The 26,912-nt window shown below is 37.9% G+C and carries 30 protein-coding genes; 28 read left to right on the top strand and 2 right to left on the bottom strand.

The features are described from left to right. Window positions 1-117: 117 nt before the first annotated feature. Window positions 118-390 carry a hypothetical protein gene (locus QT74_RS08560; protein WP_050579218.1) on the top strand — a complete coding sequence of 91 codons (273 nt, stop codon included), beginning with the start codon at window positions 118-120 and terminating at the stop codon, window positions 388-390. 79 nt (window positions 391-469) lie between these two features. Here QT74_RS08560 and QT74_RS06815 read toward each other — a convergent pair whose 3' ends face one another. Continuing rightward, on the bottom strand, window positions 470-997 hold the full coding sequence (locus QT74_RS06815) for a hypothetical protein (protein ID WP_033765617.1): 528 nt from the start codon (window positions 995-997) through the stop codon (window positions 470-472). 118 nt (window positions 998-1,115) lie between these two features. Between QT74_RS06815 and QT74_RS06810 the strand changes: the two genes are divergently transcribed. The 27 genes from QT74_RS06810 to QT74_RS06680 all read left to right on the top strand — a co-directional run bounded on the left by QT74_RS06810 (window position 1,116) and on the right by QT74_RS06680 (window position 26,338). Further along, window positions 1,116-2,408 carry a DUF2130 domain-containing protein gene (locus QT74_RS06810; protein ID WP_033765616.1) on the top strand — a complete coding sequence of 431 codons (1,293 nt, stop codon included), beginning with the start codon at window positions 1,116-1,118 and terminating at the stop codon, window positions 2,406-2,408. Between the two features lie 38 nt (window positions 2,409-2,446). Beyond that, a complete protein-coding gene (locus tag QT74_RS06805; RefSeq protein ID WP_033765615.1) occupies window positions 2,447-5,044 on the top strand; it encodes a TrlF family AAA-like ATPase in 2,598 nt (865 codons plus the stop codon). A 1-nt stretch (window position 5,045) separates the two neighbouring features. Continuing rightward, entirely contained in the window at window positions 5,046-5,957 is a 912-nt protein-coding gene (gene fmt / locus QT74_RS06800; protein WP_033765613.1) for a methionyl-tRNA formyltransferase, read from the top strand. After that, complete coding sequence (locus tag QT74_RS06795) at window positions 5,954-6,592, top strand: biotin--[acetyl-CoA-carboxylase] ligase (RefSeq protein WP_033765612.1); 639 nt, start codon at window positions 5,954-5,956, stop codon at window positions 6,590-6,592. The genes fmt and QT74_RS06795 overlap by 4 nt, the downstream gene beginning before the upstream one ends. A gap of 5 nt (window positions 6,593-6,597) precedes the next feature. Then, a complete protein-coding gene (gene soj, locus QT74_RS06790) occupies window positions 6,598-7,389 on the top strand; it encodes a chromosome partitioning ATPase Soj (protein ID WP_031251660.1) in 792 nt (263 codons plus the stop codon). Between the two features lie 3 nt (window positions 7,390-7,392). Next, window positions 7,393-8,265 (top strand): ParB/RepB/Spo0J family partition protein, encoded by an 873-nt coding sequence (locus QT74_RS06785; RefSeq protein WP_033765610.1) that lies wholly within the window; start codon window positions 7,393-7,395, stop codon window positions 8,263-8,265. 110 nt (window positions 8,266-8,375) lie between these two features. Continuing rightward, entirely contained in the window at window positions 8,376-8,810 is a 435-nt protein-coding gene (locus QT74_RS06780) for a FoF1 ATP synthase subunit B' (protein WP_080247205.1), read from the top strand. A gap of 3 nt (window positions 8,811-8,813) precedes the next feature. Then, on the top strand, window positions 8,814-9,329 hold the full coding sequence (locus QT74_RS06775; protein WP_000498442.1) for a F0F1 ATP synthase subunit B: 516 nt from the start codon (window positions 8,814-8,816) through the stop codon (window positions 9,327-9,329). Then, on the top strand, window positions 9,330-9,872 hold the full coding sequence (locus QT74_RS06770; protein ID WP_033765608.1) for a F0F1 ATP synthase subunit delta: 543 nt from the start codon (window positions 9,330-9,332) through the stop codon (window positions 9,870-9,872). Window positions 9,873-9,894: 22 nt separating this feature from the next. Next, complete coding sequence (gene atpA, locus QT74_RS06765) at window positions 9,895-11,406, top strand: F0F1 ATP synthase subunit alpha (protein WP_033765606.1); 1,512 nt, start codon at window positions 9,895-9,897, stop codon at window positions 11,404-11,406. 14 nt (window positions 11,407-11,420) lie between these two features. Further along, entirely contained in the window at window positions 11,421-12,326 is a 906-nt protein-coding gene (gene atpG, locus QT74_RS06760) for an ATP synthase F1 subunit gamma (protein ID WP_000002186.1), read from the top strand. A gap of 32 nt (window positions 12,327-12,358) precedes the next feature. After that, on the top strand, window positions 12,359-13,759 hold the full coding sequence (gene atpD / locus QT74_RS06755; protein WP_033765620.1) for a F0F1 ATP synthase subunit beta: 1,401 nt from the start codon (window positions 12,359-12,361) through the stop codon (window positions 13,757-13,759). 10 nt (window positions 13,760-13,769) lie between these two features. Further along, window positions 13,770-14,141, top strand: a complete 372-nt coding sequence (atpC, locus tag QT74_RS06750) for an ATP synthase F1 subunit epsilon (protein WP_033765605.1) — start codon at window positions 13,770-13,772, stop codon at window positions 14,139-14,141. A gap of 10 nt (window positions 14,142-14,151) precedes the next feature. Continuing rightward, a complete protein-coding gene (locus QT74_RS06745) occupies window positions 14,152-14,721 on the top strand; it encodes a MotA/TolQ/ExbB proton channel family protein (RefSeq protein WP_000887313.1) in 570 nt (189 codons plus the stop codon). Window positions 14,722-14,772: 51 nt separating this feature from the next. Then, window positions 14,773-15,174 carry an ExbD/TolR family protein gene (locus QT74_RS06740; RefSeq protein WP_001105106.1) on the top strand — a complete coding sequence of 134 codons (402 nt, stop codon included), beginning with the start codon at window positions 14,773-14,775 and terminating at the stop codon, window positions 15,172-15,174. Between the two features lie 18 nt (window positions 15,175-15,192). Next, a complete protein-coding gene (locus QT74_RS06735; protein ID WP_033765603.1) occupies window positions 15,193-16,017 on the top strand; it encodes an energy transducer TonB in 825 nt (274 codons plus the stop codon). Then, entirely contained in the window at window positions 16,014-17,267 is a 1,254-nt protein-coding gene (gene tolB / locus QT74_RS06730; protein ID WP_033765601.1) for a Tol-Pal system protein TolB, read from the top strand. The genes QT74_RS06735 and tolB overlap by 4 nt, the downstream gene beginning before the upstream one ends. A 66-nt stretch (window positions 17,268-17,333) precedes the next feature. Further along, window positions 17,334-17,873 carry an outer membrane protein Omp18 gene (locus QT74_RS06725; protein WP_033765600.1) on the top strand — a complete coding sequence of 180 codons (540 nt, stop codon included), beginning with the start codon at window positions 17,334-17,336 and terminating at the stop codon, window positions 17,871-17,873. Between the two features lie 7 nt (window positions 17,874-17,880). Further along, window positions 17,881-18,876, top strand: coding sequence for a tetratricopeptide repeat protein (locus tag QT74_RS06720; RefSeq protein ID WP_033765598.1), 996 nt, complete (start codon window positions 17,881-17,883; stop codon window positions 18,874-18,876). Further along, complete coding sequence (locus QT74_RS06715) at window positions 18,863-19,420, top strand: FKBP-type peptidyl-prolyl cis-trans isomerase (protein WP_033765597.1); 558 nt, start codon at window positions 18,863-18,865, stop codon at window positions 19,418-19,420. The genes QT74_RS06720 and QT74_RS06715 overlap by 14 nt, the downstream gene beginning before the upstream one ends. Window positions 19,421-19,451: 31 nt before the next feature. Further along, window positions 19,452-19,658 (top strand): hypothetical protein, encoded by a 207-nt coding sequence (locus QT74_RS06710; protein WP_001088955.1) that lies wholly within the window; start codon window positions 19,452-19,454, stop codon window positions 19,656-19,658. A 63-nt stretch (window positions 19,659-19,721) separates the two neighbouring features. Further along, entirely contained in the window at window positions 19,722-19,925 is a 204-nt protein-coding gene (locus QT74_RS06705) for a flagellar biosynthesis anti-sigma factor FlgM (RefSeq protein WP_001864146.1), read from the top strand. 132 nt (window positions 19,926-20,057) lie between these two features. Beyond that, a complete protein-coding gene (gene dcm, locus QT74_RS06700) occupies window positions 20,058-21,017 on the top strand; it encodes a DNA cytosine methyltransferase (protein WP_195742347.1) in 960 nt (319 codons plus the stop codon). A 128-nt stretch (window positions 21,018-21,145) separates the two neighbouring features. Next, window positions 21,146-21,580, top strand: coding sequence for a hypothetical protein (locus QT74_RS06695; RefSeq protein ID WP_033765595.1), 435 nt, complete (start codon window positions 21,146-21,148; stop codon window positions 21,578-21,580). Window position 21,581: 1 nt separating this feature from the next. After that, window positions 21,582-23,402 carry a flagellar hook-associated protein FlgK gene (gene flgK, locus QT74_RS06690; protein ID WP_033765593.1) on the top strand — a complete coding sequence of 607 codons (1,821 nt, stop codon included), beginning with the start codon at window positions 21,582-21,584 and terminating at the stop codon, window positions 23,400-23,402. A gap of 187 nt (window positions 23,403-23,589) precedes the next feature. Continuing rightward, complete coding sequence (gene ggt / locus QT74_RS06685; protein WP_001254498.1) at window positions 23,590-25,293, top strand: gamma-glutamyltransferase; 1,704 nt, start codon at window positions 23,590-23,592, stop codon at window positions 25,291-25,293. Window positions 25,294-25,567: 274 nt separating this feature from the next. Beyond that, entirely contained in the window at window positions 25,568-26,338 is a 771-nt protein-coding gene (locus QT74_RS06680; RefSeq protein ID WP_033765592.1) for a tetratricopeptide repeat protein, read from the top strand. 231 nt (window positions 26,339-26,569) lie between these two features. Here the strand turns inward: QT74_RS06680 and QT74_RS06675 are convergent, their stop codons facing one another. After that, window positions 26,570-26,770, bottom strand: coding sequence for a hypothetical protein (locus QT74_RS06675; RefSeq protein WP_033765590.1), 201 nt, complete (start codon window positions 26,768-26,770; stop codon window positions 26,570-26,572). Between the last annotated feature and the right edge of the window lie 142 nt (window positions 26,771-26,912).

Here is a 26,912-nt window from a genome sequence, read left to right as displayed (position 1 = left end):
TTGTTTGTTATTTTAAATTTTTTGCTAGTTGTGTTGGATTTAGCGTTGAGCTTTCTTAATTCTTATGTTTAGATTTATTGCTTCTTGTTTTTTTTAATGTTTAATGTTTAATGTTTAATGTTTAATGATTTTAATCGCTTGATTTTGTTTTTTACTGCTTATGGCTTTTGTTGTTTCGCCTTGTTTTTCTTGTGTTTGAGTTTTGTTTTTGGTGTTTTTAGTGGGTCTGAGCTGATTATGAATGCGTTTGGATTTGAAAACTCTGTTCTTATCAAGTATTGGTGTTTAAAGCCTTATTTTTATAGTTTGAAGTTTTATAATTATAGTGAAATTCATAAGGGGGTGGGGATTATTTTTGATTTTTTAACGCCCTGTATTTTAGAGTTTTAAACGCTCAAGGATTTGGGTTTTAATTTCTTTCGGATCTAATTGAACAAGTTGTTGGTATTCAAAATTGCGTGCTTGAAAATCAATGCAATAACTCAAAAATAATAGAATCGTTTTCATAGGGGGCAACTAGGTGCATGCCCGAATAATGGAATTGAGTGCAAGAAAGCGCAATAAATGCGAATAGGGGATTTTCATTATGTGGGTTGAGTTTGATAACACTTCCAAAAGCAATTGTTTTTATACTTTTGTTTTCATCAGATTGGCTTTGTAAAATAACTTGTTCTAAAAAATGATTGATGAGTGGCACTCTATGCACCGATATGGGTCTGGGGATAGACGCCTTTTGTAATGCTAATGCAAGACTTCTTCCCATTGTATTATTCTCTAAAGCTTGCGCTTTTGGGACAACTTGCAACTGATCGATCATTACCTCAATTTCTTCATTTATAATGTAGTTTTTATGCGAAGGGTATTTTTTACCTTGTTTATTTTTTGTTGTTTGTGGGAACGCTAAGAAAAAGTCCTTACCTTCATAGATGACAAAATAAGGGCGTTTTTCTCGTTGCTCATGACCTTTATTATGTCTGTTTTTATAATAAATGTCCATGTTAATAACTCCTTATTCAAAAGCCCTATTTTACTGAACTTATTGGATAAAACCTGCTTAAGTTAAATTGATCTCATTCTATTATAAAATATAAAAAATCAAATCTTAAAGGAAAATCATGCAAGAAAATCAAATCACATGCCCCAAGTGTCAAACGCTCATTGATGTGAGGGAAGTGCTATACAAACAGATTGAGTTAGAAAATCAAAATAAGTTTTTAGCCCAACAGAAAGAGTTTGAAAAAGAAGTGAATGAAAAAAGAGCGCAGTATCAGAGCCATTTCAAAGCTTTAGAGAAAAAAGAAGAGGCCTTAAAAGAGCGAGAGAGAGAACAAAAGGCTCAATTTGATGAGGCGGTCAAACAAGCGAGCGCGCTAGCCTTGCAAGATGAAAGGGCTAAAATCATTGAAGAAGCCAGAAAAAACGCTTTTTTAGAGCAGCAAAAAGGCTTGGAATTGTTGCAAAAAGAATTGGATGAGAAGTCCAAACAAGTCCAAGAATTGCACCAAAAAGAAGCGGAAATTGAAAGGCTCAAAAGAGAAAATAACGAAGCAGAGAGCCGGTTGAAGGCTGAAAATGAAAAAAAATTGAATGAAAAATTGGATCTGGAAAGGGAAAGAATAGAAAAAGCCTTGCATGAAAAAAATGAATTGAAATTCAAGCAGCAAGAAGAGCAATTAGAAATGTTAAGAAACGAGTTGAAAAACGCTCAAAGAAAGGCGGAGTTAAGCTCGCAACAATTCCAGGGCGAGGTGCAAGAATTAGCGATTGAAGAGTTTTTGAGGCAAAAATTCCCCCTAGATAGTGTTGAAGAAATCAAAAAAGGGCAAAGAGGGGGCGATTGCATTCAAGTGGTGCATACTAGGGAATTTCAAAATTGTGGGAAAATTTATTATGAGAGCAAACGCACGAAAGAATTCCAAAAAGCTTGGGTGGAAAAGCTTAAAAGCGACATGCGAGAGATTGGGGCTGATGTGGGGGTCATTGTGAGCGAAGCGCTGCCTAAAGAGATGGAGAGGATGGGGTTATTTGAGGGGGTGTGGGTGTGTTCGTTTGAAGAGTTTAAGGGATTGAGCGCGGTGTTAAGAGAGGGGGTTATTCAAGTGGGTTTGGCTAAAAAAAGTCAAGAAAATAAGGGCGATAAAATGGATTTGCTCTATCATTATTTGACAAGCTCTGAATTTTCTATGCAAGTGAATGCGATTATAGAGGGGTTTGAGCAATTGAGAGCGGATTTAGAAAGCGAAAAACGCGCGATGGCTAGGATCTGGAAAAGCAGGGAAAAACAAATTGACAAAGTGTTTGAGGGCACGATTAACATGTATGGCTCTATCAAGGGCATTGCGGGTAATGCGATAGGGCAAGTGAAGGCGCTAGAGCTTGGGTATGATGGGGAGGATTTAGAAGATTAGTTTTTATGGTGCGCTTTGAGATGATATTAGGAGAAAATATGGGCAATAAAGATCAGAATAAAGGTTCAAGTTGGTATAAATGGGATTTGCATGCACATACGCCATACACACATTTAAATAGGGCGTATCAATGTCTTGAAGAGGAGTTTATACAAAAACTATGCGATAGCCAAATTGATTGTATTGGATTAACGAACTATTTTAAGTTTAATGAGAAAGAATTTGAATTAAAAGAAAAAATAGAAAAGAGGGGTATTAAGGTTTTTTATAATTTAGAAGTTAGGTTGGATTATCAAAATAAGGAAGATCAGTGTTTGGATTTCCATATTATTTTTTCAGATAAGGTTACACAACAAGAAATAGACAATTTTTTAAGGAATGCAGATGCCAATGTTGATGGAACTAAGAAAAGACTTGCAGATTTAGAAAAAAATGATTTTAATAAAGCAGTAGTTAATTTTGATCAATTGTTGGAATGTTTAGAGGAAGAGTCTTTAAACTTGAGAGACAAGTATTTGCTAGGGTTTTTATCAAGAGGGCATGGCAGTTCTCGCAGTAGCAGTAATTATGAAAAAATAGTTAAAAAAGTGCATTTTTTAATCCACTCATCAAATAACCAAGAAAATCTTAAAAAGGATAGAGAATTTTGGCTTAAATGTAACAAATCTCTCTTACAGAGTAGCGATGCCCACGAAGAGGAGCAAATAGGGAAAAGATACACTTGGATAAAGGCTGAAAAAACCTTTGAGGGGTTAAAACAAATTATTTATGAGCCAGAAACAAGAGTGAGCATTGATGAAGAAAAACCTCAAGATCCTTTGTATAAGATAGATTGTGTAGGGTTAAACTTTGATGAAGAAGTAAAAATCACCAATGAAAAAGGCGATACTCCTTTTTGTTATGCAGGATTTAATGAAACACTATTTTTTAGTCCGAACTTTACTTGTGTGATAGGGGGTAGAGGGAGCGGTAAAAGCACTTTATTGCAATTGATAGCTTCAGCAATTAAAAATAAAAGTTTTGTTAAAGGCTTAAGGCTTGAAACAATTCAAAAGTCTTTAAAAATACAGTCAAGCATAGACATAGCGGATAACATAGAGTATTTGGCTCAAAATGAAGTGGAAGAATTTGCAACTAATGTTTCAAAATTCACAGAGGCTATTTTTAACCGAATAGATAGCAAGTCAGGTGGAAAACTTAAGGAGCTAGAAAAGCAAATCAAAGAAAGCATTGAAAAATTTGATGAGCAAATTAGATATTGGCAAGAAAAGACCAAACTAGAAGAACAATTAAAGGAGAGCGAGAATAAAAGAAAGAAATACCAAAGCATTATAGATGCTTTTACAGATAAAAACTATTTGGACAAAAAAGACAAATTGCAAGCAAAACACCAAGCACTAATTGATTTAGAACAATCTAAAGAAGGATTTTTGACTTTTATTAAAGAATTAAAACGGGTGGTGAATTTTGAATCAAAAGAAAACATGGAAGAAAAAAATAACTATGATAAAGTCTATAACCAGCTCAAACAAGATATTTGCAAGAAAATTGAAGAAATAGATACAAATAGAGAAAATGGGTGTTTTAATAGCGAAGATGAGAAAATAAGGACGCTAGGAGCAGAACACGAAGCATTGAGCCAAGAGATTGGGGAATTTCTTAAAGAAAAAGGCGTGAGCGATGAAAGTATAGGAGATATTAGAAACACTAACTACCATTTGGCAAACATAAAAATGGATATTAATGGTTTAGAGCATGAAATAAAAGAAATTGCTAACAAAATAGAAGGTTTTTCTTATGGAGATATTGATAAAAATATTGAAGAATTTAAAGATCAAATCAATGAGGAATTAAGCAAAATCAATTCGGCTTTTGAAGAAATTTCAAAAAATCACAAAGAAGTGAAACCAATTACCATAGAATATCGTTTAAATGAAGATATTTTTGAAGAGGTTTTTGAGGATTTTGATAAGTTGGTGGATAAGGATTTTAAGATCCAAAAACACCAATCAAAAATCAAGGAATATTTAAAAGAAATTGAATTAAAAAATGTTACAGGTATGCAACACGCAGAATTTATAGAAAAGCTTGATAGCCGAATTGAAAATAAAAAAGCGGCATTTTATGAAACCATGAAGGATATATTGGATAGAGAAATTCATTTTCAAATCTATCGGATTCTCATTCTCAAACATTTAAGGAATGTTGAAAAATATAAAATTTTTAAAGTCCGTTATGACAAAAGAGCTTTAAACGAAACTTCCTTTGGGCAAAAATGCACGGCTGTATTGGTTGTCCTTTTATCTTTAGGGAATAACCCTATCATCATTGATGAACCAGAAGCGCACTTGGATAGCGCTTTAATCGCTAATTATTTAGTTGCTTTAATTAAAAAGCAGAAACAAAAAAGGCAAATTATTTTTGCCACCCATAACGCTAATTTTGTTTTGAACGCTGATGCAGAGCTAATTATTCAGTTAAAAAATGAGAATAATAAGATAGTTGCACAGTCTTTTATGATTGAGAGCGATGCATATAAAGAGGATTTATTAAAATTAGAGGGAGGCGAAAAAGCTTTTAAGGATCGTGAAAGAAAGTATGGCATTACAAAAGATAAAACTAAAAACAAGGAATAACATGCGAATCGTATTTATGGGAACGCCGGGGTTTGCTGAAGTGATCTTAAGGGCGTTAGTTGGAGATAAAGACATAGAAGTGGTGGGGCTATTCACTCAAATGGATAAACCTTTTGGGCGTAAAAAGGAATTGAAAGCCCCAGAGACTAAAACATACATTTTAGAAAATCATTTAAATATCCCCATTTTCCAGCCACAAAGTTTGAAAGAGCCTGAAGTTCAAATCTTAAAAGACTTGAAGCCTGATTTTATCGTGGTAGTGGCTTATGGTAAGATTTTGCCTAAAGAGGTTTTAGCCATCGCCCCTTGCATCAATGTGCATGCGTCGTTATTGCCTAAATACAGAGGGGCTTCGCCCATTCATGAGATGATACTCAATGACGATAAGATCTATGGCATAAGCACCATGCTTATGGATTTGGAGTTGGATAGCGGGGATATTTTAGAGAGCGCTTCTTTTTTGAGAGAAGATTATTTGGATTTAGACGCTTTAAGTTTAAAATTAGCGCATATGGGGGCAGCCTTACTCCTTTCAACGCTCAAAAATTTCTCTTCTATCACAAGAAAATCTCAAGATCATGCGCAGGCTAGTTTTTGTAAAAAAATCACTAAAGCCGATGGTTTAGTGGGTTTTAAAGATGCTAAAAGCTTGTTTTTAAAATCGCTTGCATTTAAATCTTGGCCAGAAATCTTTTTAGAAAACAGCCTTAAACTTTTAGAAGTGGAGTTGGTGGAGAATGAAAAGAGCCACAAGGAAGGCGAGATTTTAGCAATTGATGAAAAAGGCGTTCTTGTAGGCTGTTTGAAAGGTAGCGTGCGTATAGCAAGGTTGCAAGCGGTGGGTAAAAAGCCTTTGAAAGCGAAAGATTATTTGAATGGCAAGCGTTTGAAAATAGACGGTATTTTGGCATGAGACAATGTGAAAAAAGGGTTTTTGAGAGCCTGCCTTCCACGCAAACCTATCTTTTAGAAAAACTCAAAAATAACGAACTCAAAGCTCCTATTTTGATCGTGGCTAAAAACCAAAGCGCTGGGATAGGCAGTAGGGGGAATATTTGGGAGAGTGCAAAAAGTGCTTTGACTTTTTCGCTCGCTTTAAACGCAAGCGATTTGCCTAAAGATTTACCCATGCAAGCGAGCGCTTTGTATTTGGGGTTTTTATTTAAAGAAGTTTTAAAAGAATTAGGCTCTCAAACCTGGCTTAAATGGCCTAATGATTTGTATTTGGGGGATCAAAAAATAGGGGGCGTGTTGGTTAATGTTTATAAAGGCATGCGGGTGTGCGGCATTGGCGTGAATAGGGTTTCAAAGAAATGGGCATGTTTAGATATTGGCGCGAGCGATGATTTGATTATAGAGGGCTTTTTAAAAAAAATAGAAGAAAATCTGTTTTGGGGGGAAGTTTTAAGTAAGTATGCGTTAGAATTCCATAAAAACCACTCTTTTAGCTTCCATAATGATTGCAATGAAGCGGTGAGTTTGAAAGATGCGGAATTGTTAGAAGACGGCCGTGTTTGTATTAAAGGTAAGATTTATGATAGGATGTGAGTATGATGAATGAAATCATTGCAGTGGCTAACCAAAAAGGGGGTGTGGGCAAAACGACAACAGCGGTTAATTTATCGGCTTCTTTAGCGGCGCATGAAAAAAAAATTTTGTTGATTGATTTTGACCCTCAAGCCAACGCCACTTCAAGCTTGGGTTTTAGGCGCGATAAAATTGATTATGATATTTATCATGTGCTGATTGGCCGTAAGCAAATTTCTCAAGTGATCTTAAAAACCCAAATGCCTTTTTTGGATTTAGTGCCTTCTAATTTGGGTTTGGCCGGGTTTGAAAAAACCTTTTATGACAGCCAAGATGAGAACAAACGAGGCGAGCTCATGCTCAAAAACGCTTTAGAGAGTGTGGTGGGGCTTTATGATTATATTATTATTGATTCCCCGCCAGCTCTAGGGCCTCTCACGATCAATTCGCTTTCAGCAGCCCATTCGGTGATCATTCCTATCCAATGCGAATTTTTCGCCCTTGAAGGCACTAAATTATTGCTTAACACCATTAGAATGTTGCAAAAAAGCACGAACCCTAAGCTCAAAATCAGAGGGTTTTTACCCACAATGCATGTCCCTCAGCTCAATTTGACAAAAGGGGTTTTAGCGGAATTGTTCAAGTATTTTGACTCAGAGTTTTTTAGAGATTCAGCTACAGGAGAGTATATTATGATCCCTAAAAGCGTGAAACTAGCGGAATCGCCTAGTTTTGGTAAGCCCATCTTGCTCTATGATATTAAATCTAATGGCAGTATCGCTTATCAAAAATTAGCTCAAAGCATTCTTCAAGGGTAGCATATGGCAAAAAATAAAGTGTTGGGTAGGGGTTTAGCGGATATTTTCCCTGAAATCAATGAAGTGTATGAGCAGGGGCTGTATGAAAGAGCGAATCGGGTTGTGGAGCTTGGTATTGATGAGGTGATGCCCAATCCTTACCAGCCCAGAAAGGTTTTTAGCGAAGATTCTTTAGAAGAATTAGCGCAATCCATTAAAGAACATGGTTTGTTGCAACCGGTTTTAGTGGTGAGTGAGAACGGGCGTTACCATTTGATCGCTGGTGAAAGGCGCTTAAGAGCGAGCAAATTGGCTAAAATGTCTACGATTAAAGCGATTGTTGTGGATATTGAGCAAGAAAAAATGCGTGAAGTCGCTTTGATTGAAAATATCCAACGAGAAGATTTAAACCCTTTAGAGTTGGCTAGATCTTATAAGGAATTGCTTGAAAGCTATCAAATGACCCAAGAAGAGCTGTCTAAAATCGTTAAAAAATCCAGAGCCCATGTGGCTAATATCATGCGTTTATTGACGCTCTCTTCTAAGGTTCAAAACGCTCTTTTAGAAGAAAAAATCACTTCAGGGCATGCAAAAGTTTTGGTGGGTTTGGATGAAGAAAAACAAGAATTGATCTTAAATTCCATTATAGGGCAGAAACTCAGCGTACGCCAGACAGAAGATTTAGTGCGTGATTTTAAAATAAACGCAAATTTTGAAAATAAAAAACATGGTTTCAAGGAAACCCAAACGCTCATCGCTGAAGATGAATTAGAACGCTTTAATCAAAGTTTGTGGGATCATTACAAGCTTAAAGCAGCTTTGAAAGGGAATAAAATCATTTTACGATGTTATGAAAATTCTCTTTTAGAGGCTTTTATGAAAAAAATGATGTCTTAACGCTTGAATATTCTCAAATTTTAAGCGATTTTTTGTTAAGATAGAGTTAATGTTTTTATAACAAATGCGAGTTTCAAATATTTTGTAGGATTTTAGGAAAGAAATAGGTTATGAATATATCGGTTAACCCCTATTTAATGGCGGTCGTTTTTGTGGTGTTTGTGTTATTGTTGTGGGCGATGAATGTTTGGGTGTATAGGCCTTTGTTGGCTTTTATGGATAACAGACAGGCAGAGATAAAGGATAGCTTGGCTAAAATCAAAACGGATAATGCCCAAAGTGTGGAGATTGGTCATCAAATTGATGCCCTTCTCAAAGAAGCTGCAGAAAGGCGTAGGGAAATAATAGCCGAAGCGATTCAAAAAGCTACAGAGTCTTATGACGCTGTGATCAAGCAAAAAGAGAACGAACTCAATCAAGAGTTTGAAGCGTTTGCAAAGCAATTACAAAATGAAAAGCAAGTCTTAAAAGAGCAGTTGCAAGTGCAAATGCCGGTATTTGAAGACGAGTTAAACAAGCGTGTGGCTATGGGTTTAGGGAGTTGATGGATGTTTGTAGTTAAAATGGTGTTAGGGTTTTTGATCCTTTTAAGCCCTTTGTGCGCTACTGGATTGGATATTTCACAAACAGATATTATAGAGCGTTCTTTAAATTTCCTCTTATTTGTGGGGATTTTGTGGTATTTTTTGGCTAAAAAACTGCGTTCATTTTTACGCTCCAAAAGCCTTGAAATCTCCAAACGATTAGAAGAGATTCAAGCCCAACTTAAAGTGAGTAAAGAAAATAAGAAAAAACTCTTAAAAGAATTAGAGCAAGCCAAAGAAAAAGCGGAATTGATTATTTCTGATGCGAATAAAGAAGCTTACACGATCACGCAAAAATACGAATTGCAAACCAAAATGGATGTGGAAAATTTGATCAAAAATTCTAAGGCGTTGATGGATTTAGAAGTTAAAAAGATCAAAAGAGAGCTGGTTGAAAGCGTTTTTAAAGATCTAAGAGAGAGCAAAAAAGTCTCTTTCAATGTGCAAGATTGCGTGAATATTTTGAAACAAAGGCTTTAAATGCAAGATTTAAAAGTGATCTCTAAGCATTATGCTAAGGCGTTGAAAAACCACACTAAAAGCGATCTAGCGTTATTGGAAGAAATTGTTGTGGGGCTTAAAAATGTGGCAGAAGTCATAAGACGGCACAAACTCAACCAGGTGTTAGCCCATGTTTCTTTAAAAGTTAAAAAAGAGGTTGTGTTTGAAATCTTAGAAAAAATAACTTCCACAAAAGCATGTTCAGTTTTAAAGCCTGTAATGGAAGTGGTGTTAAAAAATAACAGGCTTGATATGTTGGAATTAGTCGCTGAAGAGCTGTCTTTTGATTCTAAAAAGACTTTAGAAGCCACACTTTTAGTCCCAGAAAAGCTTGAAAATAAGGAGCTAGAAGCCGTGCAACAAAAATTGCAAGCGCGTTTTAACGCTCCTGTAGAAATCACTCAAGACACTTGGTCTAAAAAAGGGGTTTCTTTGAGCGTTTCAAGCCTGGATTTAGAAATAGGCTTTTCTAAAGAAGATATTTTAAAGAAAATAGAAAAACAGGTTATTCAATCTATTTAATCAATCTAAGGAGATAAAGATAATGTCCCAACTAAAATTGGAAGAAATCAGCTCGGTTATTGAAGAAAAAATCAAGAATTTTGAACTTGATTGCGACATGGCTGAAGTCGGCAAGGTCGTTTCATACGCTGATAGTGTGGCTAAGGTTTATGGCTTAAATGGTGTGATGTCGTATGAAGTGCTGGAGTTTGAAACAGGGGATAAAGGCGTTGCGGCTAACTTGGAAGAAGATAGCGTTGGCGTGATTGTGTTTGGTTTTGGCAACAATATTAAAGAGGGAATTGGCGTTAAACGCACGAAGAATTTGATGAAAGTCCCTGTTGGCGATGCGGTTGTGGGGCGTGTGTTGAACGCTTTGGGTGAGCCTATTGATGGCAAGGGTGAGATAGAAACGAATGAGTTTAGTCTCATCGAGCAAAAAGCTCCGGGCATCATGGACAGAAAATCGGTGCATGAGCCTTTGCAAACAGGCATTAAAGCCATTGATGCGTTGGTGCCTATTGGGCGCGGGCAAAGGGAATTGATCATTGGGGATAAACAAACCGGTAAAACCACCGTAGCGATCGATGCAATCATTAACCAAAAAGGGCAAAATGTGATCTGTATCTATGTGGCTATTGGGCAAAAAGAATCCACTGTCGCGCAAGTGGTCCGCAAATTAGAAGAATACGGAGCGATGGAATACAGCGTCGTGATCAACGCTTCGGCTTCCGATTCAGCTGCGATGCAATATTTAGCCCCTTATTCAGGTGTGGCTATGGGGGAATACTTTAGAGATCATGCCCGCCATGCCCTAATCGTTTATGATGATTTGAGTAAGCATGCTGTCGCTTACAGAGAGATTTCTTTGATTTTGAGAAGACCCCCAGGTAGGGAGGCTTTTCCTGGAGATGTGTTTTATATCCACTCACGGCTTTTAGAAAGAGCGGCTAAACTTTGCGATGAAAAGGGTGCGGGTTCTTTGACCGCGCTCCCTATTGTGGAAACTCAAGCGGGCGATGTTTCAGCCTATATCCCTACGAATATCATTTCTATTACAGACGGGCAAATTTTCTTAGAAACGGATTTGTTTTATTCAGGGATCCGCCCGGCTATCAATGTGGGCTTATCGGTTTCAAGGGTTGGAGGGGCTGCTCAAATCAAAGCGACCAAACAGGTTTCAGGGACTTTGCGCCTGGATTTAGCGCAATACAGAGAGTTGCAAGCCTTCACGCAATTCGCTTCTGATTTAGATGAAGCGAGTAAAAAGCAATTAGAAAGGGGGCAACGCATGGTGGAAGTGCTGAAACAAGCCCCTTATTCGCCCTTGCCTATTGAAAAGCAAGTGGTCATTATTTACGCTGGGGCTAAGGGCTTTTTAGATAGCGTGAGCGTGAAAAAAGTCGTGGATTTTGAAGAGCAATTGCACCCTTTCTTGGAAGCAAAATACCCCCAAGTTTTAGAAGAAATCCACACTAAAAAAGCGCTAGATAAGGATTTAGAAGCCATGCTAAGAAAAGTCTTAGAGGAATTTAAGCTCACTTATAGCGAGTAGGAGACGGCTAGAATATGGCGAATTTAAGAGACATTAGAAAGAAAATTGGAAGCGTTAAAAACACGCAAAAAATCACGCATGCGATGAAACTCGTTTCCACTTCCAAGCTAAGAAAAGCTGAAGAAGTTGCAAGAAATTCCAGAGCGTATGCACTAAAACTAGACGCTGTGTTTGATGATGTGCTATCCAAGATGAAAAATCAAGGGATTGAAGACATTCAAAGCAAGTATTTTAGGGAACTAGAAAGACTTGAAATCAAAAAAGTGGATATTATTTTTATTACAGCCGATAAGGGGCTTTGTGGGGGCTTTAACACCAATACCATTAAAAAAGTTTTAGCATGCACGAATGAATACAAAGAAAAAGACATTAAAGTGCGTTTGCGCGGTATTGGTAAAAAGGGTAATGAGTATTTTAGCTTTAACGGGATAGAGGTTTTAGACAAGATCAATAATTTAAGCTCTATGCCTAATTATGAACGCGCGCAGGAATTCATGAAAAAAGTGGTAGAGGATTATTTGAGTGGGAAAACCGATAAGGTGATTATCATTCATAATGGCTTTAAAAACATGATCACTCAAGAAATAAGAGTCAAAACAATTTTGCCTATTGGGTATAAAATCATCCACCAAAACTCTCATTCTAATGAGACGCAAGAGACTATTACTAGCGAGCCAAGCGGGAGTGAAGATGAAATTTTAGACTCTTTAGCAGAAAAATATGTGGAGTATAGTTTATACTACGCTTTGATTGATTCTTTAGCTGCAGAGCATAGCGCTAGAATGCAGGCTATGGATACAGCGACGAATAACGCTAAAGATTTGGTTAAAACTTTAACCATTTCTTATAATAAAGCCAGACAAGAGGCGATTACGACCGAGCTAGTAGAAATCAATGCTGGCGTAGAAGCCCTAAAATAAAAATTACATTAAAATAAGGAGCGATGAAAGCGATGGAAGGTAAAATCATTCAGGTTTTAGGCCCTGTGGTAGATGTGGAGTTTGAATCCTATCTACCGGCGATTTTTGAAGCGTTAGACATTAATTTTGAAGTCAATGGCACTCAAAAAGCTTTAGTTTTAGAGGTGGCAGCCCATTTGGGAGGTAATCGGGTGCGAGCGATTGCTATGGATATGACAGAAGGCTTAGTGCGTAACCAAGTTGTCAAAGCTCGTGGCAAAATGATTGAAGTGCCTGTGGGCGAAGAAGTGTTAGGGCGTATTTTTAATGTTGTGGGCGAGAGCATTGACAATTTAGAACCTCTTAAGCCGTCCTTAACTTGGCCCATTCACAGGAAAGCCCCTAGTTTTGAGCAGCAAAGCACCAAGACAGAAATGTTTGAAACCGGTATTAAAGTCATTGACTTGCTCGCGCCTTATTCTAAGGGCGGTAAAGTAGGCTTGTTTGGCGGGGCTGGCGTAGGGAAAACGGTGATCATTATGGAGCTTATCCACAATGTGGCTTATAAGCATAACGGGTATTCGGTGTTTGCGGGTGTGGGGGAGCGCACCAGAGAAGGGAACGATCTGTATTTTGAGATGAAAGAAGGGGGCGTTTTAGACAAAGTCGCGCTGTGCTATGGGCAAATGAATGAGCCACCAGGCGCAAGGAACCGCATCGCATTCACCGGCTTGACGATGGCGGAGTATTTTCGTGATGAAAAGGGCTTAGACGTGTTGATGTTTATTGACAACATCTTTAGATACGCTCAAAGCGGTGCGGAAATGAGTGCGTTATTAGGCCGTATCCCTTCAGCGGTGGGGTATCAGCCCACGCTAGCTGGGGAAATGGGGAAACTTCAAGAGCGTATTGCTTCCACTAAAAATGGCTCTATCACTTCCGTTCAAGCGGTGTATGTGCCGGCCGATGACTTGACTGACCCAGCCCCTGCTTCGGTGTTTGCACATTTGGATGCGACTACGGTGTTGAACAGAAAGATCGCTGAAAAAGGGATTTATCCTGCAGTTGATCCTTTGGATTCCACTTCAAGGATTTTAAGCCCTCAAATGATCGGCGAGAAGCACTATGAAATCGCTACCGGTATCCAGCAGGTTTTGCAAAAATACAAGGATTTGCAAGATATTATTGCGATTTTGGGATTGGACGAATTGAGCGAAGAGGATAAAAAAACGGTTGAAAGGGCCAGAAAAATTGAGAAGTTTTTATCCCAGCCATTTTTTGTGGCTGAAGTGTTTACGGGAAGTCCCGGTAAGTATGTGACTCTCCAAGAGACTTTAGAGGGCTTTGGAGGGATTTTAGAAGGTAAATACGATCATATTCCTGAAAACGCGTTTTACATGGTGGGCAGCATTCAAGAGGTTTTAGAAAAAGCTAAAAACATGAAAAATTCCTAAGGGTTTTGTGATGGCTTTGTTGAAAATTAGTGTGGTAGTTCCTGAGGGGGAAGTTTATACAGGAGAGGTTAAAAGCGTTGTGTTGCCAGGAGTTGAAGGGGAATTTGGGGTGCTTTATGGGCATAGCAACATGATCACCTTGCTTCAAGCGGGAGTGGTTGAGATTGAAACTGAAAACCAAAAAGAACACATTGCGATCAATTGGGGCTATGCAGAAGTTACTAATGAATGTGTGGATATTTTAGCCGATGGGGCGGTCTTTATTAAAAAAGAATCAGACGACAGAGACGATGCTATCTCTAGGGCTAAAAAGCTTTTAGAGGACGCAAGCTCTGACAGGTTAGCGGTCTCTAGCGTGCTGGCTAAGATTGAGTCTCTTTAAGGGGATAATCATGTTAGATTCAATCGTTTATTTTTTCAATAAGAGTGGGTTTGTTACCACGCTTGTTTTAGTTTGGATTTCGCTCTATTTGGTGATGACTTTATGGGTCTTTTTGTATAAGAGCATTGTGTTAAAGATTGAACTCAAGCGCGAGATGCAATCTTTGTCTAACATTCTTAATGGGGCGCAAGACGCTCCAGAGCATTTCATGTTTAATAAAAAAAGAAATGATGAGACCAAAAGGTATTCTAATGAATTGTTGCAGGCTTGGAAACACCAGGTTCTTAAGCAAAGCACGACAGGTTTAGTGGTGTTGAGCATTATCTCTTCTACAGCCCCCTTTATTGGTTTGTTTGGGACGGTGGTTGAAATTTTAGAAGCGTTTAACAATTTGGGCGCGTTAGGTCAAGCTTCTTTTGGGGTGATCGCACCCATTATTTCTAAGGCTCTTATCGCCACCGCTGCAGGGATTTTAGCGGCCATTCCAGCCTATTCTTTTTACTTGATTTTAAAACGCAAGGTGTATGATTTATCGGTTTATGTGCAGATGCAAGTGGATATTTTGTCTTCTAAAAAATAAAGCTTTAAGGGGATTTTATAAATATCTTAAATAGGGAGTTAGAAGGTTTTTATGAATTATGATAACTATTGGGATGAAGACAAGCCAGAACTCAATATCACGCCTTTAGTGGATGTGATGCTTGTTTTATTGGCTATTCTTATGGTAACGACGCCCACTCTCACTTATAAAGAAGAGATTGCTTTGCCTTCTGGCTCAAAAACTGCTAGAGCCACTCAAGATAAAATGATAGAGATTCGCATGGATAAAGACGCAAAAATCTATATAGATAGTCAAACCTATGAATACAACTCTTTCCCGGATACTTTCAACTTGCTTTCTAAGAAATACGATAAAGATACTAGGGTTAGTATCCGCGCGGACAAACGATTGACTTATGACAAAGTGATTTATTTGTTAAAAACGATTAAAGAAGCGGGTTTTTTAAAAGTTTCTTTAATCACAAGTCCTTAAAAAGTAGGGCTAATTTGCATGAGTAAGAGCGCGATCTTTGTTGTTTCTGGCTTTTTAGCGTTCTTGCTCTATGCTTTGTTATTATATGGTTTGTTGCTAGAAAGGCACAATAAAGAAGCGGAGAAAATCCTTTTAGATTTGGGCAAAAAAAACGAACAAGTCATTGATTTGAATTTGGAAGATTTGCCAAGCGATGAAAAAAAAGATGAAAAAATCGCTGAAAAAGCAGAAGAAAAAAAAGATGAAAAAGTAGTTGAAAAAAATGCAACTGATAAGGAGGGCGATTTTATTGATCCTAAAGAACAAGAAGAAAGCCTTGAAGATATTTTTTCTTCACTCAATGATTTTCAAGAAAAGACAGACACAAACGCCCAAAAAGATGAGCAAAAAAATGAGCAAGAAGAAGAGCAAAGGCGCTTAAAAGAACAGCAACGCTTAAAGCAAAACCAAAGAAATCAAGAGATGTTGAAAGGTTTGCAACAGAATTTGGATCAATTCGCGCAAAAACTAGAAAGCGTTAAAAACAAAACTTTAGATTTGCAAATCCCTAAACAAGATGGGGTTGATGAAAAAGCCTATCAAGAGTGGTATGCTCAAATCTATCAGATTTTATATAAAGGTTGGAAAGGGGTTTTTTATCACAAGGCTTCAGTGAGCGCTCTGATTATGATCACTAAAGATGGGGAGTTTGATTATACCATTCTTAGCTACTCTGATTTTAAGGATTATAACAAGAGTGTGATGACCCTTTTAAATGATTTAAAGAAAGTGGATTTTCCCCCATATCCTGGAGGAAACATGATTTCTATTCAAGTTAATTTCACCACTAAGGAAGAACAATGAGGTATTTATGGCTTTTTTTAATAGGCGCTATAGGGCTTTTTGCAACAGATAAAACACTAGATATTATTAAAACCATTCAAAAACTTCCTAAGATTGAAGTGCGCTACTCTATAGATAACGATGCCAATTACGCTTTAAAATTGCATGAAGTCTTGGCGAATGATTTAAAGACTAGCCAGCATTTTGATGTTTCTCAAAGCAAGGATCAAGGCGCTATCAATTACGCAGAACTCAAAGATAAAAAATTCCAACTTGTAGCGTTGGTGAGCGTGGCGGTAGAAAACGGCAATAAAATTTCACGATTAAAACTTTATGATATCAATACAAGCACTCTTGTTAAAACTTTTGACTACCCCATTGTAAGTTTAGATCTATACCCTTTTGCAGCGCACAACATGGCCATTGTGGTGAATGACTATTTAAAAGCCCCTTCTATCGCTTGGATGAAGCGCCTTATTGTTTTTTCTAAATACATTGGACCAGGAATCACAAATATCGCACTAGCCGATTATACGATGCGCTATCAAAAAGAAATCATCAAAAACAACCGACTCAATATTTTCCCTAAATGGGCGAACGCTGAGCAAACGGAGTTTTATTATACGCAGTATGGCGAAAGAACGCCCATGATTTTAAAATACAACATTCAAAAAGCCACTCATGAGAATATCGCTAGCTCTCAAGGAATGGCTGTGGTCTCTAGCGTGAGTTCTGATGGCTCTAAAATCTTAATGTCTTTAGCCCCTGATGGCCAACCGGATGTGTATTTGTATGACACGCATAAAAAAACTAAAACCAAAATAACGCGCTATCCTGGGATAGATGTTTCAGGAGTGTTTTTAGAAGATGACAAGTCTATGGCTTTTGTTTCAGATAGATCCGGTTATCCTAACATCTACATGAAGAAATTGGGGTTAAAAGAAAGCGCGGAGCAACTCCTTTATGAAGGAAGAAGCAATGAATCTATTGACGCTTATAAAGATAGTATTGTGTATGTGAGCCGAGAAAATCTTAATGAATTTGGCAAAACGGTGTTTAATTTGAATCTGATCACCTTAAATAGCAAATATATCCGCAGACTTACCGTGAATGGCTCTAACCAGATGCCTCGTTTTTCTACGGATGGGAGAAATATCATGTATATCAAAAAGACACCCCAAGAATACGCCATGGGGCTTATTTTGCTAGATTATAATCAGAGTTTTTTATTCCCTTTAAAGAATGTGAAAATACAAGCCTTTGATTGGTAAGGTTAAATTAAGCGAATGTGAGTTAATATTTACACTTATTAAAATTTGATTCTTGGAGAATTTATAATGAAGAGATCTTCTGCATTTAGTTTTTTGGTAGCTTTTTTATTGGTAGCTGGCTGTAGTCATAAAATGGATAATAAGACTGTGGCTGGCGATGTGAGCGCTAAAACGGTTCAGACTGCACCTGTTACTACAGAACCAGCTCCAGAGAAAGAAGAGCCTAAACAAGAGCCAGCTCCAGTGGTTGAAGAAAAACCGGCTATTGAGAGCGGGACTATCATCGCTTCTATTTATTTTGATTTTGACAAGTATGAAATCAAAGAATCCGATCAAGAGACTTTAGATGAAATCGTGCAAAAAGCTAAAGAAAACCACATGCAAGTGCTTTTGGAAGGCAATACCGATGAATTTGGCTCTAGCGAATACAACCAAGCGCTTGGCGTTAAAAGGACTTTGAGCGTGAAAAACGCTTTAGTCATTAAAGGGGTAGAAAAAGATATGATCAAAACCATCAGTTTTGGTGAAACCAAACCCAAATGCGCCCAAAAAACTAGAGAATGTTACAAAGAAAACAGAAGAGTGGATGTCAAATTAGTGAAGTAATTCTAGGATGAAAAGGCTTTTTTTTATCCCTTTTGTCGCTCCTTTTTTTCTCAATGGGGAGCCTTCAGCGTTTGATTTGCAAAGCGGAGCCACCAAAAAAGAACTCAAGCAGTTGCAAGTCAATAGTAAGAATTTTTCTAATATTTTGACCAAAATCCATTCGCAAGTAGAGGCTAACACTCAAGCTCAAGAGGGTTTGAGGAGCGTTTATGAGGGGCAGGCTAATAAGATTAAAGATCTCAATAACGCTATCCTTTCCCAAGAAGAATCCTTGCGAGCCTTAAAAGCCTCGCAAGAAGTGCAAGCTAACACATTAAAGCAACAATCGCAAACTTTAGAGGATTTGAGGAATGAGATCCACGCTAACCAGCAAGCTATCCAGCAGTTAGACAAGCAAAATAAAGAGATGAGTGAATTATTGACCAAGTTAAGCCAGGATTTGGTTTCACAAATTGCCTTAATCCAAAAAGCCCTAAAAGAACAAGAGGAAAAAGTTGAAAAGCCGCTCAAATCAAGCGTTCCGGCCAATAAAAACCCCTCTTTAAAAGCCGAAGCCCCAAAAAATCAAGAGAAAAAAACCCAAGAAAAGGCGAAAGTGGGGTTTGATAAAGATCTGTCCAAGCAAAAAGAGATCTTTCAAGAAGCCCTGTCTTTTTTTAGAAACAAATCCTATGCAGAAGCTAAAGAGCGTTTGTTGTGGTTAGAAGCCAATAGTTACAGACTTTATTATGTGCGTTATGTTCTTGGAGAAGTGGCTTATGGGGAAAAGAGATATAAAGAAGCGATCAAGTATTACAAAGAGAGCGCTCTTTTAAATCAAAAAACGTCTTACATGCCTGTGCTTTTGTGGCATACGGCATGGTCGTTTAAAAAAATCAAAGACGATCAAAACTATTATAAATTTTTAAACACTTTGCAACGCTTGTATCCTTCAAGCGAACAAGCTAAAATGGCGCAAAAAATCTTAGAAAACAAGGAGAAACACCACCATGCAAAACCATGATTTAGAGTCAATCAAACAAGCCGCTTTGATTAAATATGAAGTGAGAGAACAAGGCTCTAGTGTTGTGCTAGACAGTAATATTTCTAAAGAGCCTTTAGAGTTTATCATAGGTGCTAATCAAATCATAGTAGGGTTAGAAAAGGCGGTATTAAAGGCTCAAATTGGCGAGTGGGAAGAGGTTGTCATCGCCCCAGAGGAAGCTTATGGGGTTTATGAAAGCAGCTATTTGCAAGAAGTCCCTAGGGATCAATTTGAAGGCATTGAATTAGAAAAAGGCATGAGCGTTTTTGGGCAAACTGAAGACAATCAAACCATTCAAGCCACTATCAAAGACTTTAGCAGCACGCATGTGATGGTGGATTATAACCACCCGTTAGCCGGGAAAACTTTAGCGTTTCGTTTCAAGGTTTTAGGTTTTAGGGAAGTGAGCGAAGAAGAAATTTTAGCTTCACACCATGGCGGTGGGACAGGTTGCTGTGGCGGTCATGGGGGTCATGGCGGGAAGAAAGGTGGGGGTTGTGGTTGCTCATGCTCGCATGGGTAGTAGGGTATAGGAGTATTTAAAAGGCAAGGTCATGAATAGTTCTAACCTCAAAAATTGGCTATTCCCTACCATTTGCTTTTTTTTATTTTGTTATATTTTAATTTTTTTGATGTTTTTTATGTTTAAAAGTTTGCAATCGCAATCGTTTGGATCTGTGGCAGAAACCGGAAAAAAACCCATCACCACCACCAAGAAATTTGGTAAGGAATTGCAAAAACAGATTTCAAAAATCCATTAACTTTTTTTCTTTTTTGCCGATACTTGCTGTAATGGAATGAATATCAAATTAAAGGATTTTACAATGATCAATGCCGTTTCTTCTCTTGCTCCGGTGCAGTCTTTGGGGAATTACAAGCGTGTGGAAAAGAATGAAAAAGTTGAAAACAATGAGGCCGCTCTTGATAGGGTAGCTGAGATCAAGAAAGCGATTGAAAATAACCAGTATAAAATCAACTTGCATGAGACTTCTCACAAAATGGCACAGGATTTATTGGGGATAAGCTAGGGGCTTCATTTCTAGGGGGTTTATTCTTGCTGTCGTTTTGTTTTCCATTAGATTTTAGTTTCTTTATGTTTTGAAATGAGTTTGTTGCTTTCTTAAATAGGGCGTGTTTTTTTGTGTGTCAGGAATGATTGATTGGGGATTTTAACTTTTATGGATTTTTGCTCTGGTATTGGTGGAGGCCGTTTGGGCTTGGAGCGATGCCATTTAAAATGCGTAGGGCATGCCGAAATCAATCATGAAGCCCTTAGAACTTATGAATTATTTTTTAAAGATACCCATAATTTTGGGGATTTGATGCGAATCAACCCTAATGATTTGCCCGATTTTGATGCACTCATTAGCGGGTTTCCTTGTCAAGCTTTTTCTATTAATGGCAAAAGGAAGGGGCTTGAAGATGAAAGAGGGACGATTATTTATGGGCTTATTCGCATTTTAAAAGTTAAACAGCCCAAATGTTTCTTGCTTGAAAACGTTAAGGGCTTGATCCATCATAAGCAACAAGAAACTTTTAAAACCATTATCAAAGCCTTGCAAGAAGCGGGCTATACAACTTATTATCAAATTTTAAACAGCGCTGACTTCCAATTAGCCCAAAAGAGAGAACGCCTTTATATCGTAGGGTTTAGGAAGGATTTGAAACACCTATTTCATTTCCCTTTAGGTTTAGCCAATGATTATTATTTCAAGGATTTTTTAGACGCAGATAATGAGTGTTATTTGGATATTAATAACGCTACTTTTCAGAAATATTTGCATAATAAATACAACCATAACCGGGTTTTTTTAGAGAATATTTTAACTTTAGAAAACGCCGTTTTAGACACAAGACAATCTGATTTAAGGTTGTATTTTAATGTTTTTCCTACTTTAAGGACAGGAAGACATGGCCTATTTTATATTCAAAAAGGTAAAATTAAGAAATTAAACGCTATTGAAAGCTTGCTTTTGCAAGGATTTCCTAGAGGTTTGATCGCTAAAATCAAAGATAATCCACATTTTAAAGAAAGCCATTTGCTATCCCAAGCAGGGAATGCGATGAGCGTGAATGTGATTGCTGCTATCACACAGCAAATGTTAAAGGCGATTCAATAAGGGGGCTTTAAGGGGAAAATGATTTCAAAATACCCCCTATCCCCTTAAGAAATTGAGCTTTATAATAAAACTAAAAATGGCATAGTATTTGCTTGATTATGGCTGAAACAAGAGCTAAAGGATTTGTTATGGTCGTTTTACATTCTCATTTAGAAAACGCGCTAAACCAATTGAAAGAATTGATTGATTTAACCGAGCGCGATATAAGAGACATCAAGCTCGCTAAACACACCGAAATTTTTGAAAGAAACACCCAAAAACAGCTGGCGATTCAAGCTTTTGAACAAGAAAAAGCGAATATAGATGTGCAAATGTTGTCTTTAAAAAATCAATTCCCTAATAAGGAGATGAGTGAATTATTGGACGAAAAAACAAGCGATTTTTTAAACCAGATGCGAGAATCCTTGCTTTTTTTAAAAGAACAAAACTTGATTTATTCGCGCATGGCGTTTGCGGTTTCGGAGTTTTATTCTTCACTCATTCAGCAAATCATTCCCCATGACACTTGCGATTATAAAGGCTCTAGGCATGTGGGAAGCCATTTTTTAAGAGTGCAGGCATAAAATGGGCGGAATCTTATCTTCACTCAACACTTCTTACACCGGCTTGCAAGCCCACCAAAGCATGGTGGATGTTACCGGGAATAATATTTCTAACGCCAGCGATGAATTTTATAGCCGTCAGCGCGTGATTGCAAAGCCCCAAGCGGCTTACATGTATGGCACTAAAAATGTCAATATGGGCGTGGATGTAGAAGCCATTGAAAGGGTGCATGATGAGTTTGTTTTTTCTCGCTACACGAAGGCTAATTACGAAAACACTTATTACGATACCGAATTTTCGCATCTAAAAGAAGCGAGCGCGTATTTTCCGGACATTGATGAAGCGAGCCTTTTTACGGATTTGCAAGATTATTTTAACTCATGGAAAGAATTGTCTAAAAACGCCAAAGACTCCGCTCAAAAACAAGCTCTCGCTCAAAAAACAGAATCCTTAACGCACAACATTAAAGACACTAGAGAGAGGTTAACGACCTTACAGCATAAAGCGAGCGAAGAATTAAAAAGCGTGATTAAAGAAGTCAATAGCCTGGGTTCTCAAATCGCTGAGATTAACAAACGCATTAAAGAAGTGGAAAACAACAAGAGTTTAAAGCATGCGAATGAATTAAGGGATAAGCGAGACGAATTGGAATTTCATTTGCGAGAGCTTTTAGGGGGGAATGTTTTTAAAAGCAGTATTAAAACCCATTCGCTTACAGATAAAGACTCAGCGGACTTTGATGAGAGTTATAATCTTAATATCGGGCATGGGTTCAATATCATTGATGGCTCTATTTTCCACCCTTTAGTGGTTAAAGAATCCGAAAATAAAGGAGGGTTGAATCAAGTTTATTTCAAAAGCGATGATTTTAAAGTAACTAATATTACTGACAAGCTCAATCAGGGGAAAGTGGGGGCGCTATTGAATGTGTATAATGATGGCTCTAACGGGACTTTAAAAGGCAAGTTGCAAGATTATATTGATTTATTGGATTCTTTTGCTAGGGGTTTGATAGAATCCACTAATGCGATTTACGCTCAAAGCGCGAGTCATAATATTGAAGGCGAGCCTGTGGAGTTTAATAGCGATGAAGCCTTTAAAGACACGAACTACAATATCAAAAACGGCTCGTTTGATTTAATCGCTTACAACACCGATGGTAAAGAAATCGCCAGAAAAACCATTGCTATCACGCCCATTACAACCATGAACGATATTATCCAAGCGATTAACGCTAACACCGATGACAATAAAGACAATAACACCGAAAACGATTTTGATGATTATTTCACAGCGAGTTTTAATAATGAGACTAAAAAGTTTGTTATCCAGCCTAAAAACGCTTCGCAAGGGTTGTTTGTCTCTATGAAAGATAACGGCACGAATTTTATGGGAGCGTTAAAACTCAACCCTTTTTTTCAAGGCGATGACGCTTCCAATATTAGCTTGAATAAAGAATACAAAAAAGAGCCGACCACCATTCGCCCATGGCTTGCCCCCATTAATGGGAATTTTGATGTGGCTAACATGATGCAACAATTGCAATACGATAGCGTGGATTTTTATAACGATAAGTTTGACATCAAACCCATGAAAATCAGCGAGTTTTATCAATTTTTAACCGGTAAAATCAACACGGACGCTGAAAAATCCGGGCGCATTTTGGACACTAAAAAGAGCATGTTAGAAACCATTAAAAAAGAGCAACTCTCTATTTCGCAAGTGAGCGTGGATGAAGAAATGCTGAATCTAATCAAGTTTCAAAGCGGCTATGCCGCTAACGCTAAGGTCATTACTGCTATTGATCGGATGATAGACACTCTATTAGGGATTAAACAATAAGTTTTCTACCCATAGCGTTTTTATCAAATAAGCCTTATTTAACTTATTTTTTAAACTCTATTTATTTTAAAACTCATTAACGATAATGCTTAATAGCAATTATAAGCTACAAGCGAGAGAGCGTTTTATAAAGCTTGTGTTATAATAACAAAGAAATTTTAAGCGTAACTGATTGAAAGGAAAAGAGATGAGACGGAGTTTTTTGAAAACGATTGGCTTGGGCGTGATAGCGCTCTCTTTGGGTTTGTTAAACCCTTTGAGTTCAGCGAGCTACCCGCCTATTAAAAACACTAAAGTAGGGTTAGCCCTTTCTAGCCACCCCTTGGCTAGTGAGATCGGGCAAAAGGTTTTAGAAGAGGGAGGCAATGCGATTGATGCGGCTGTAGCGATGGGATTTGCTTTAGCGGTCGTCCATCCTGCAGCAGGCAATATTGGTGGGGGGGGCTTTGCGGTTATCCATTTAGCTAATGGCGAAAATGTTGCTTTGGATTTTAGAGAAAAAGCCCCTTTAAAAGCCACTAGGGATATGTTTTTAGACAAGCAAGGCAATGTAGTCCCCAAACTCAGCGAAGATGGCTATTTGGCAGCTGGAGTTCCTGGAACGGTGGCAGGCATGGAAGCGATGTTGAAAAAATACGGCACCAAAAAACTATCGCAACTCATTGATCCTGCTATTAAATTGGCTGAAAACGGTTATGTGATTTCACAAAGACAAGCAGAAACCCTAAAAGAAGCGAGGGAGCGGTTTTTAAAATACAGCTCTAGCAAAAAGTATTTTTTTAAAAAAGGGCATTTGGATTATCAAGAAGGGGATTTGTTTGTCCAAAAAGATCTAGCCAAAACTTTAACTCAAATCAAAACGCTAGGCGCTAAAGGCTTTTATCAAGGGCAAGTCGCTGAGCTTATTGAAAAAGACATGAAAAAAAATGGGGGGATTATCACTAAAGAAGATTTAGCCAGTTACAATGTGAAATGGCGCAAACCCGTGATGGGGAGTTATCGTGGGTATAAGATCATTTCCATGTCGCCACCAAGTTCGGGAGGCACGCATTTAATTCAAATTTTAAATGTCATGGAGAATGCGGATTTAAGCGCTCTTGGGTATGGGGCTTCTAAAAATATCCATATCGCTGCAGAAGCGATGCGCCAAGCTTATGCGGATAGATCGGTTTATATGGGAGACGCTGATTTTGTTGCAGTGCCGGTGGATAAACTCATCAATAAAGCGTATGCCAAAAAGATTTTTGATGCTATCCAACCGGATACGGTTACGCCAAGCTCTCAAATCAAACCAGGAATGGGGCAGTTGCATGAGGGGAGTAATACCACGCATTATTCTGTGGCGGACAGATGGGGGAATGCGGTGAGCGTTACTTACACCATTAACGCTTCTTATGGGAGTGCTGCTAGCATTGATGGGGCAGGGTTTTTGTTGAACAATGAAATGGATGATTTTTCCATTAAGCCAGGAAACCCTAATCTCTATGGTTTAGTAGGGGGCGATGCGAATGCGATTGAAGCCAATAAGCGCCCTTTAAGCTCCATGTCGCCTACGATTGTGTTGAAAAACAATAAGGTTTTCATGGTGGTGGGGAGTCCTGGAGGTTCTAGGATTATCACTACCGTGTTACAAGTGATTTCTAATGTGATTGATTACAACATGAATATTTCTGAAGCGGTTTCAGCCCCTAGATTTCACATGCAATGGTTGCCTGATGAATTAAGGATTGAAAAATTTGGCATGCCTGCTGATGTGAAAGACAATCTCACTAAAATGGGCTATCAAATTGTTACTAAGCCAGTGATGGGCGATGTGAATGCGATCCATATTTTACCTAAAGCTAAGGGGAGCGTCTTTTATGGGGCAACGGATCCAAGGAAAGAGTTTTAATTCTTTGTGGTATGCGGGGTGATATGCAAATTTTTAATCCCATTTAGCCCTATTTTTTTGGGGTGGGGGGATTTTTTAATGAGAAAATCTTAAATTTAATTTTAAAATCCATAAAAATAGTGTAAAATTTCTCATTAAAAGAGATGATATTGGATCTAATTGTGTATACATAATATGGGTTTGAGAATGTTTGAATTGAACGCATGCAATTTCTTTTTGAGATTGGTAGTTATTGGCATTGTGTTTGATTCTTATTAAGAGTAGAGGAGTAGCGATGAGGAGCAAGAGCAAATTGGCTTTGAAGATTTGTTTGGTAGGTTTGTGTTTGTTTAGCACCCTTGGTGCAGAACACCTTGAACAAAAAAGGAATTATATTTATAAAGGGGAGGAGGCCTATAGCAATAAGGAGTATGAGCGAGCGGCTTCTTTCTATAAGAGTGCGATTAAAAATGGCGAACCGCTTGCTTATGTTCTTTTAGGGATCATGTATGAAAATGGTAGGGGTGTTCCTAAAGATTACAAGAAAGCGGTGGAATATTTTCAAAAAGCTGTTAATAATGATATACCTAGAGGGTATAACAATTTAGGCGTGATGTATAAAGAGGGTAGGGGCGTTCCTAAAGATGAAAAAAAAGCCGTGGAGTATTTTCAAATAGCTGCAGATAAAGGCTATACTAACGCCTATATAAACTTAGGTATCATGTATATGGAAGGTAGGGGCGTTCCTAGCAACTATGCGAGAGCGACAGAGTATTTTAGAAAAGCGATGCATAAGGGTAATGTGGAGGCTTATATTCTCTTAGGGGATATTTATTATAGCGGGAATGATCAATTGGGTATTGAGCCAGACAAAGATAAGGCTATTGTGTATTATAAAATGGCAGCTGATGTGAGTTCTTCTAGAGCTTATGAGGGATTAGCAGAGTCTTATCGGTATGGGTTAGGCGTAGAAAAAGATAAACACAAGGCTGAAGAATACATGCAAAAAGCATGCGATTTTGACATTGATAAGAATTGTAGGAAAAAGAACACTTCAAGCCGATAAGTTTTAGGCTTGCTTCAAGGATTTTTTGTTTTATTTTAAGTAGCGTGTTTTTTGAACAATTGATTTGAAGCGATAGATTAAAGATATTGCATTTTTCATGGCTAAGTGGCTTCCTACCAAAAACTTTAGCTAAAAAACATTGCTTGCTATAACCTTGCTTTGTTTGTCTCGCCTAAATATTCTCTTAACAAACCTCTAAATTTACCAACTCCAAACAATAGCGAGCGGTTTTCATAAGCTTTTTAAAAACGACGCTAAGATCGCCGAAAGCCTAAAGCCAGCTACAACGAAAAATTTAAGCCAAGGTTTAGCGACCACTTTAAGCGGAGCGTTAAAATACCAATGGACTAAATTCACGCTAGGAACGCTATACAGAAACGCGCCCGATCGCATTTTAGGAGTGAAGTTACCTAAAGCGCTAAACGAAGCCACCGCAGGCGCAGCCTTAAAGTATCACATTAAAAGAGCGCTTGAAAGAAGCCACAGCATAAGCGAATTTAGTAAGAATTTAGAATTAAGCACGCAAAAATCACACTTTAGCAACAACACGCTTAAAATCATTGAAGAGCTTAAC

This window comes from Helicobacter pylori SA213A, assembly GCF_000476275.1.
Taxonomy (GTDB): Bacteria; Campylobacterota; Campylobacteria; order Campylobacterales; family Helicobacteraceae; genus Helicobacter; species Helicobacter pylori_CL.
Note: the sequence above shows the minus strand (reverse complement) of the source record. Positions and strands in the feature narration are given on the sequence as shown.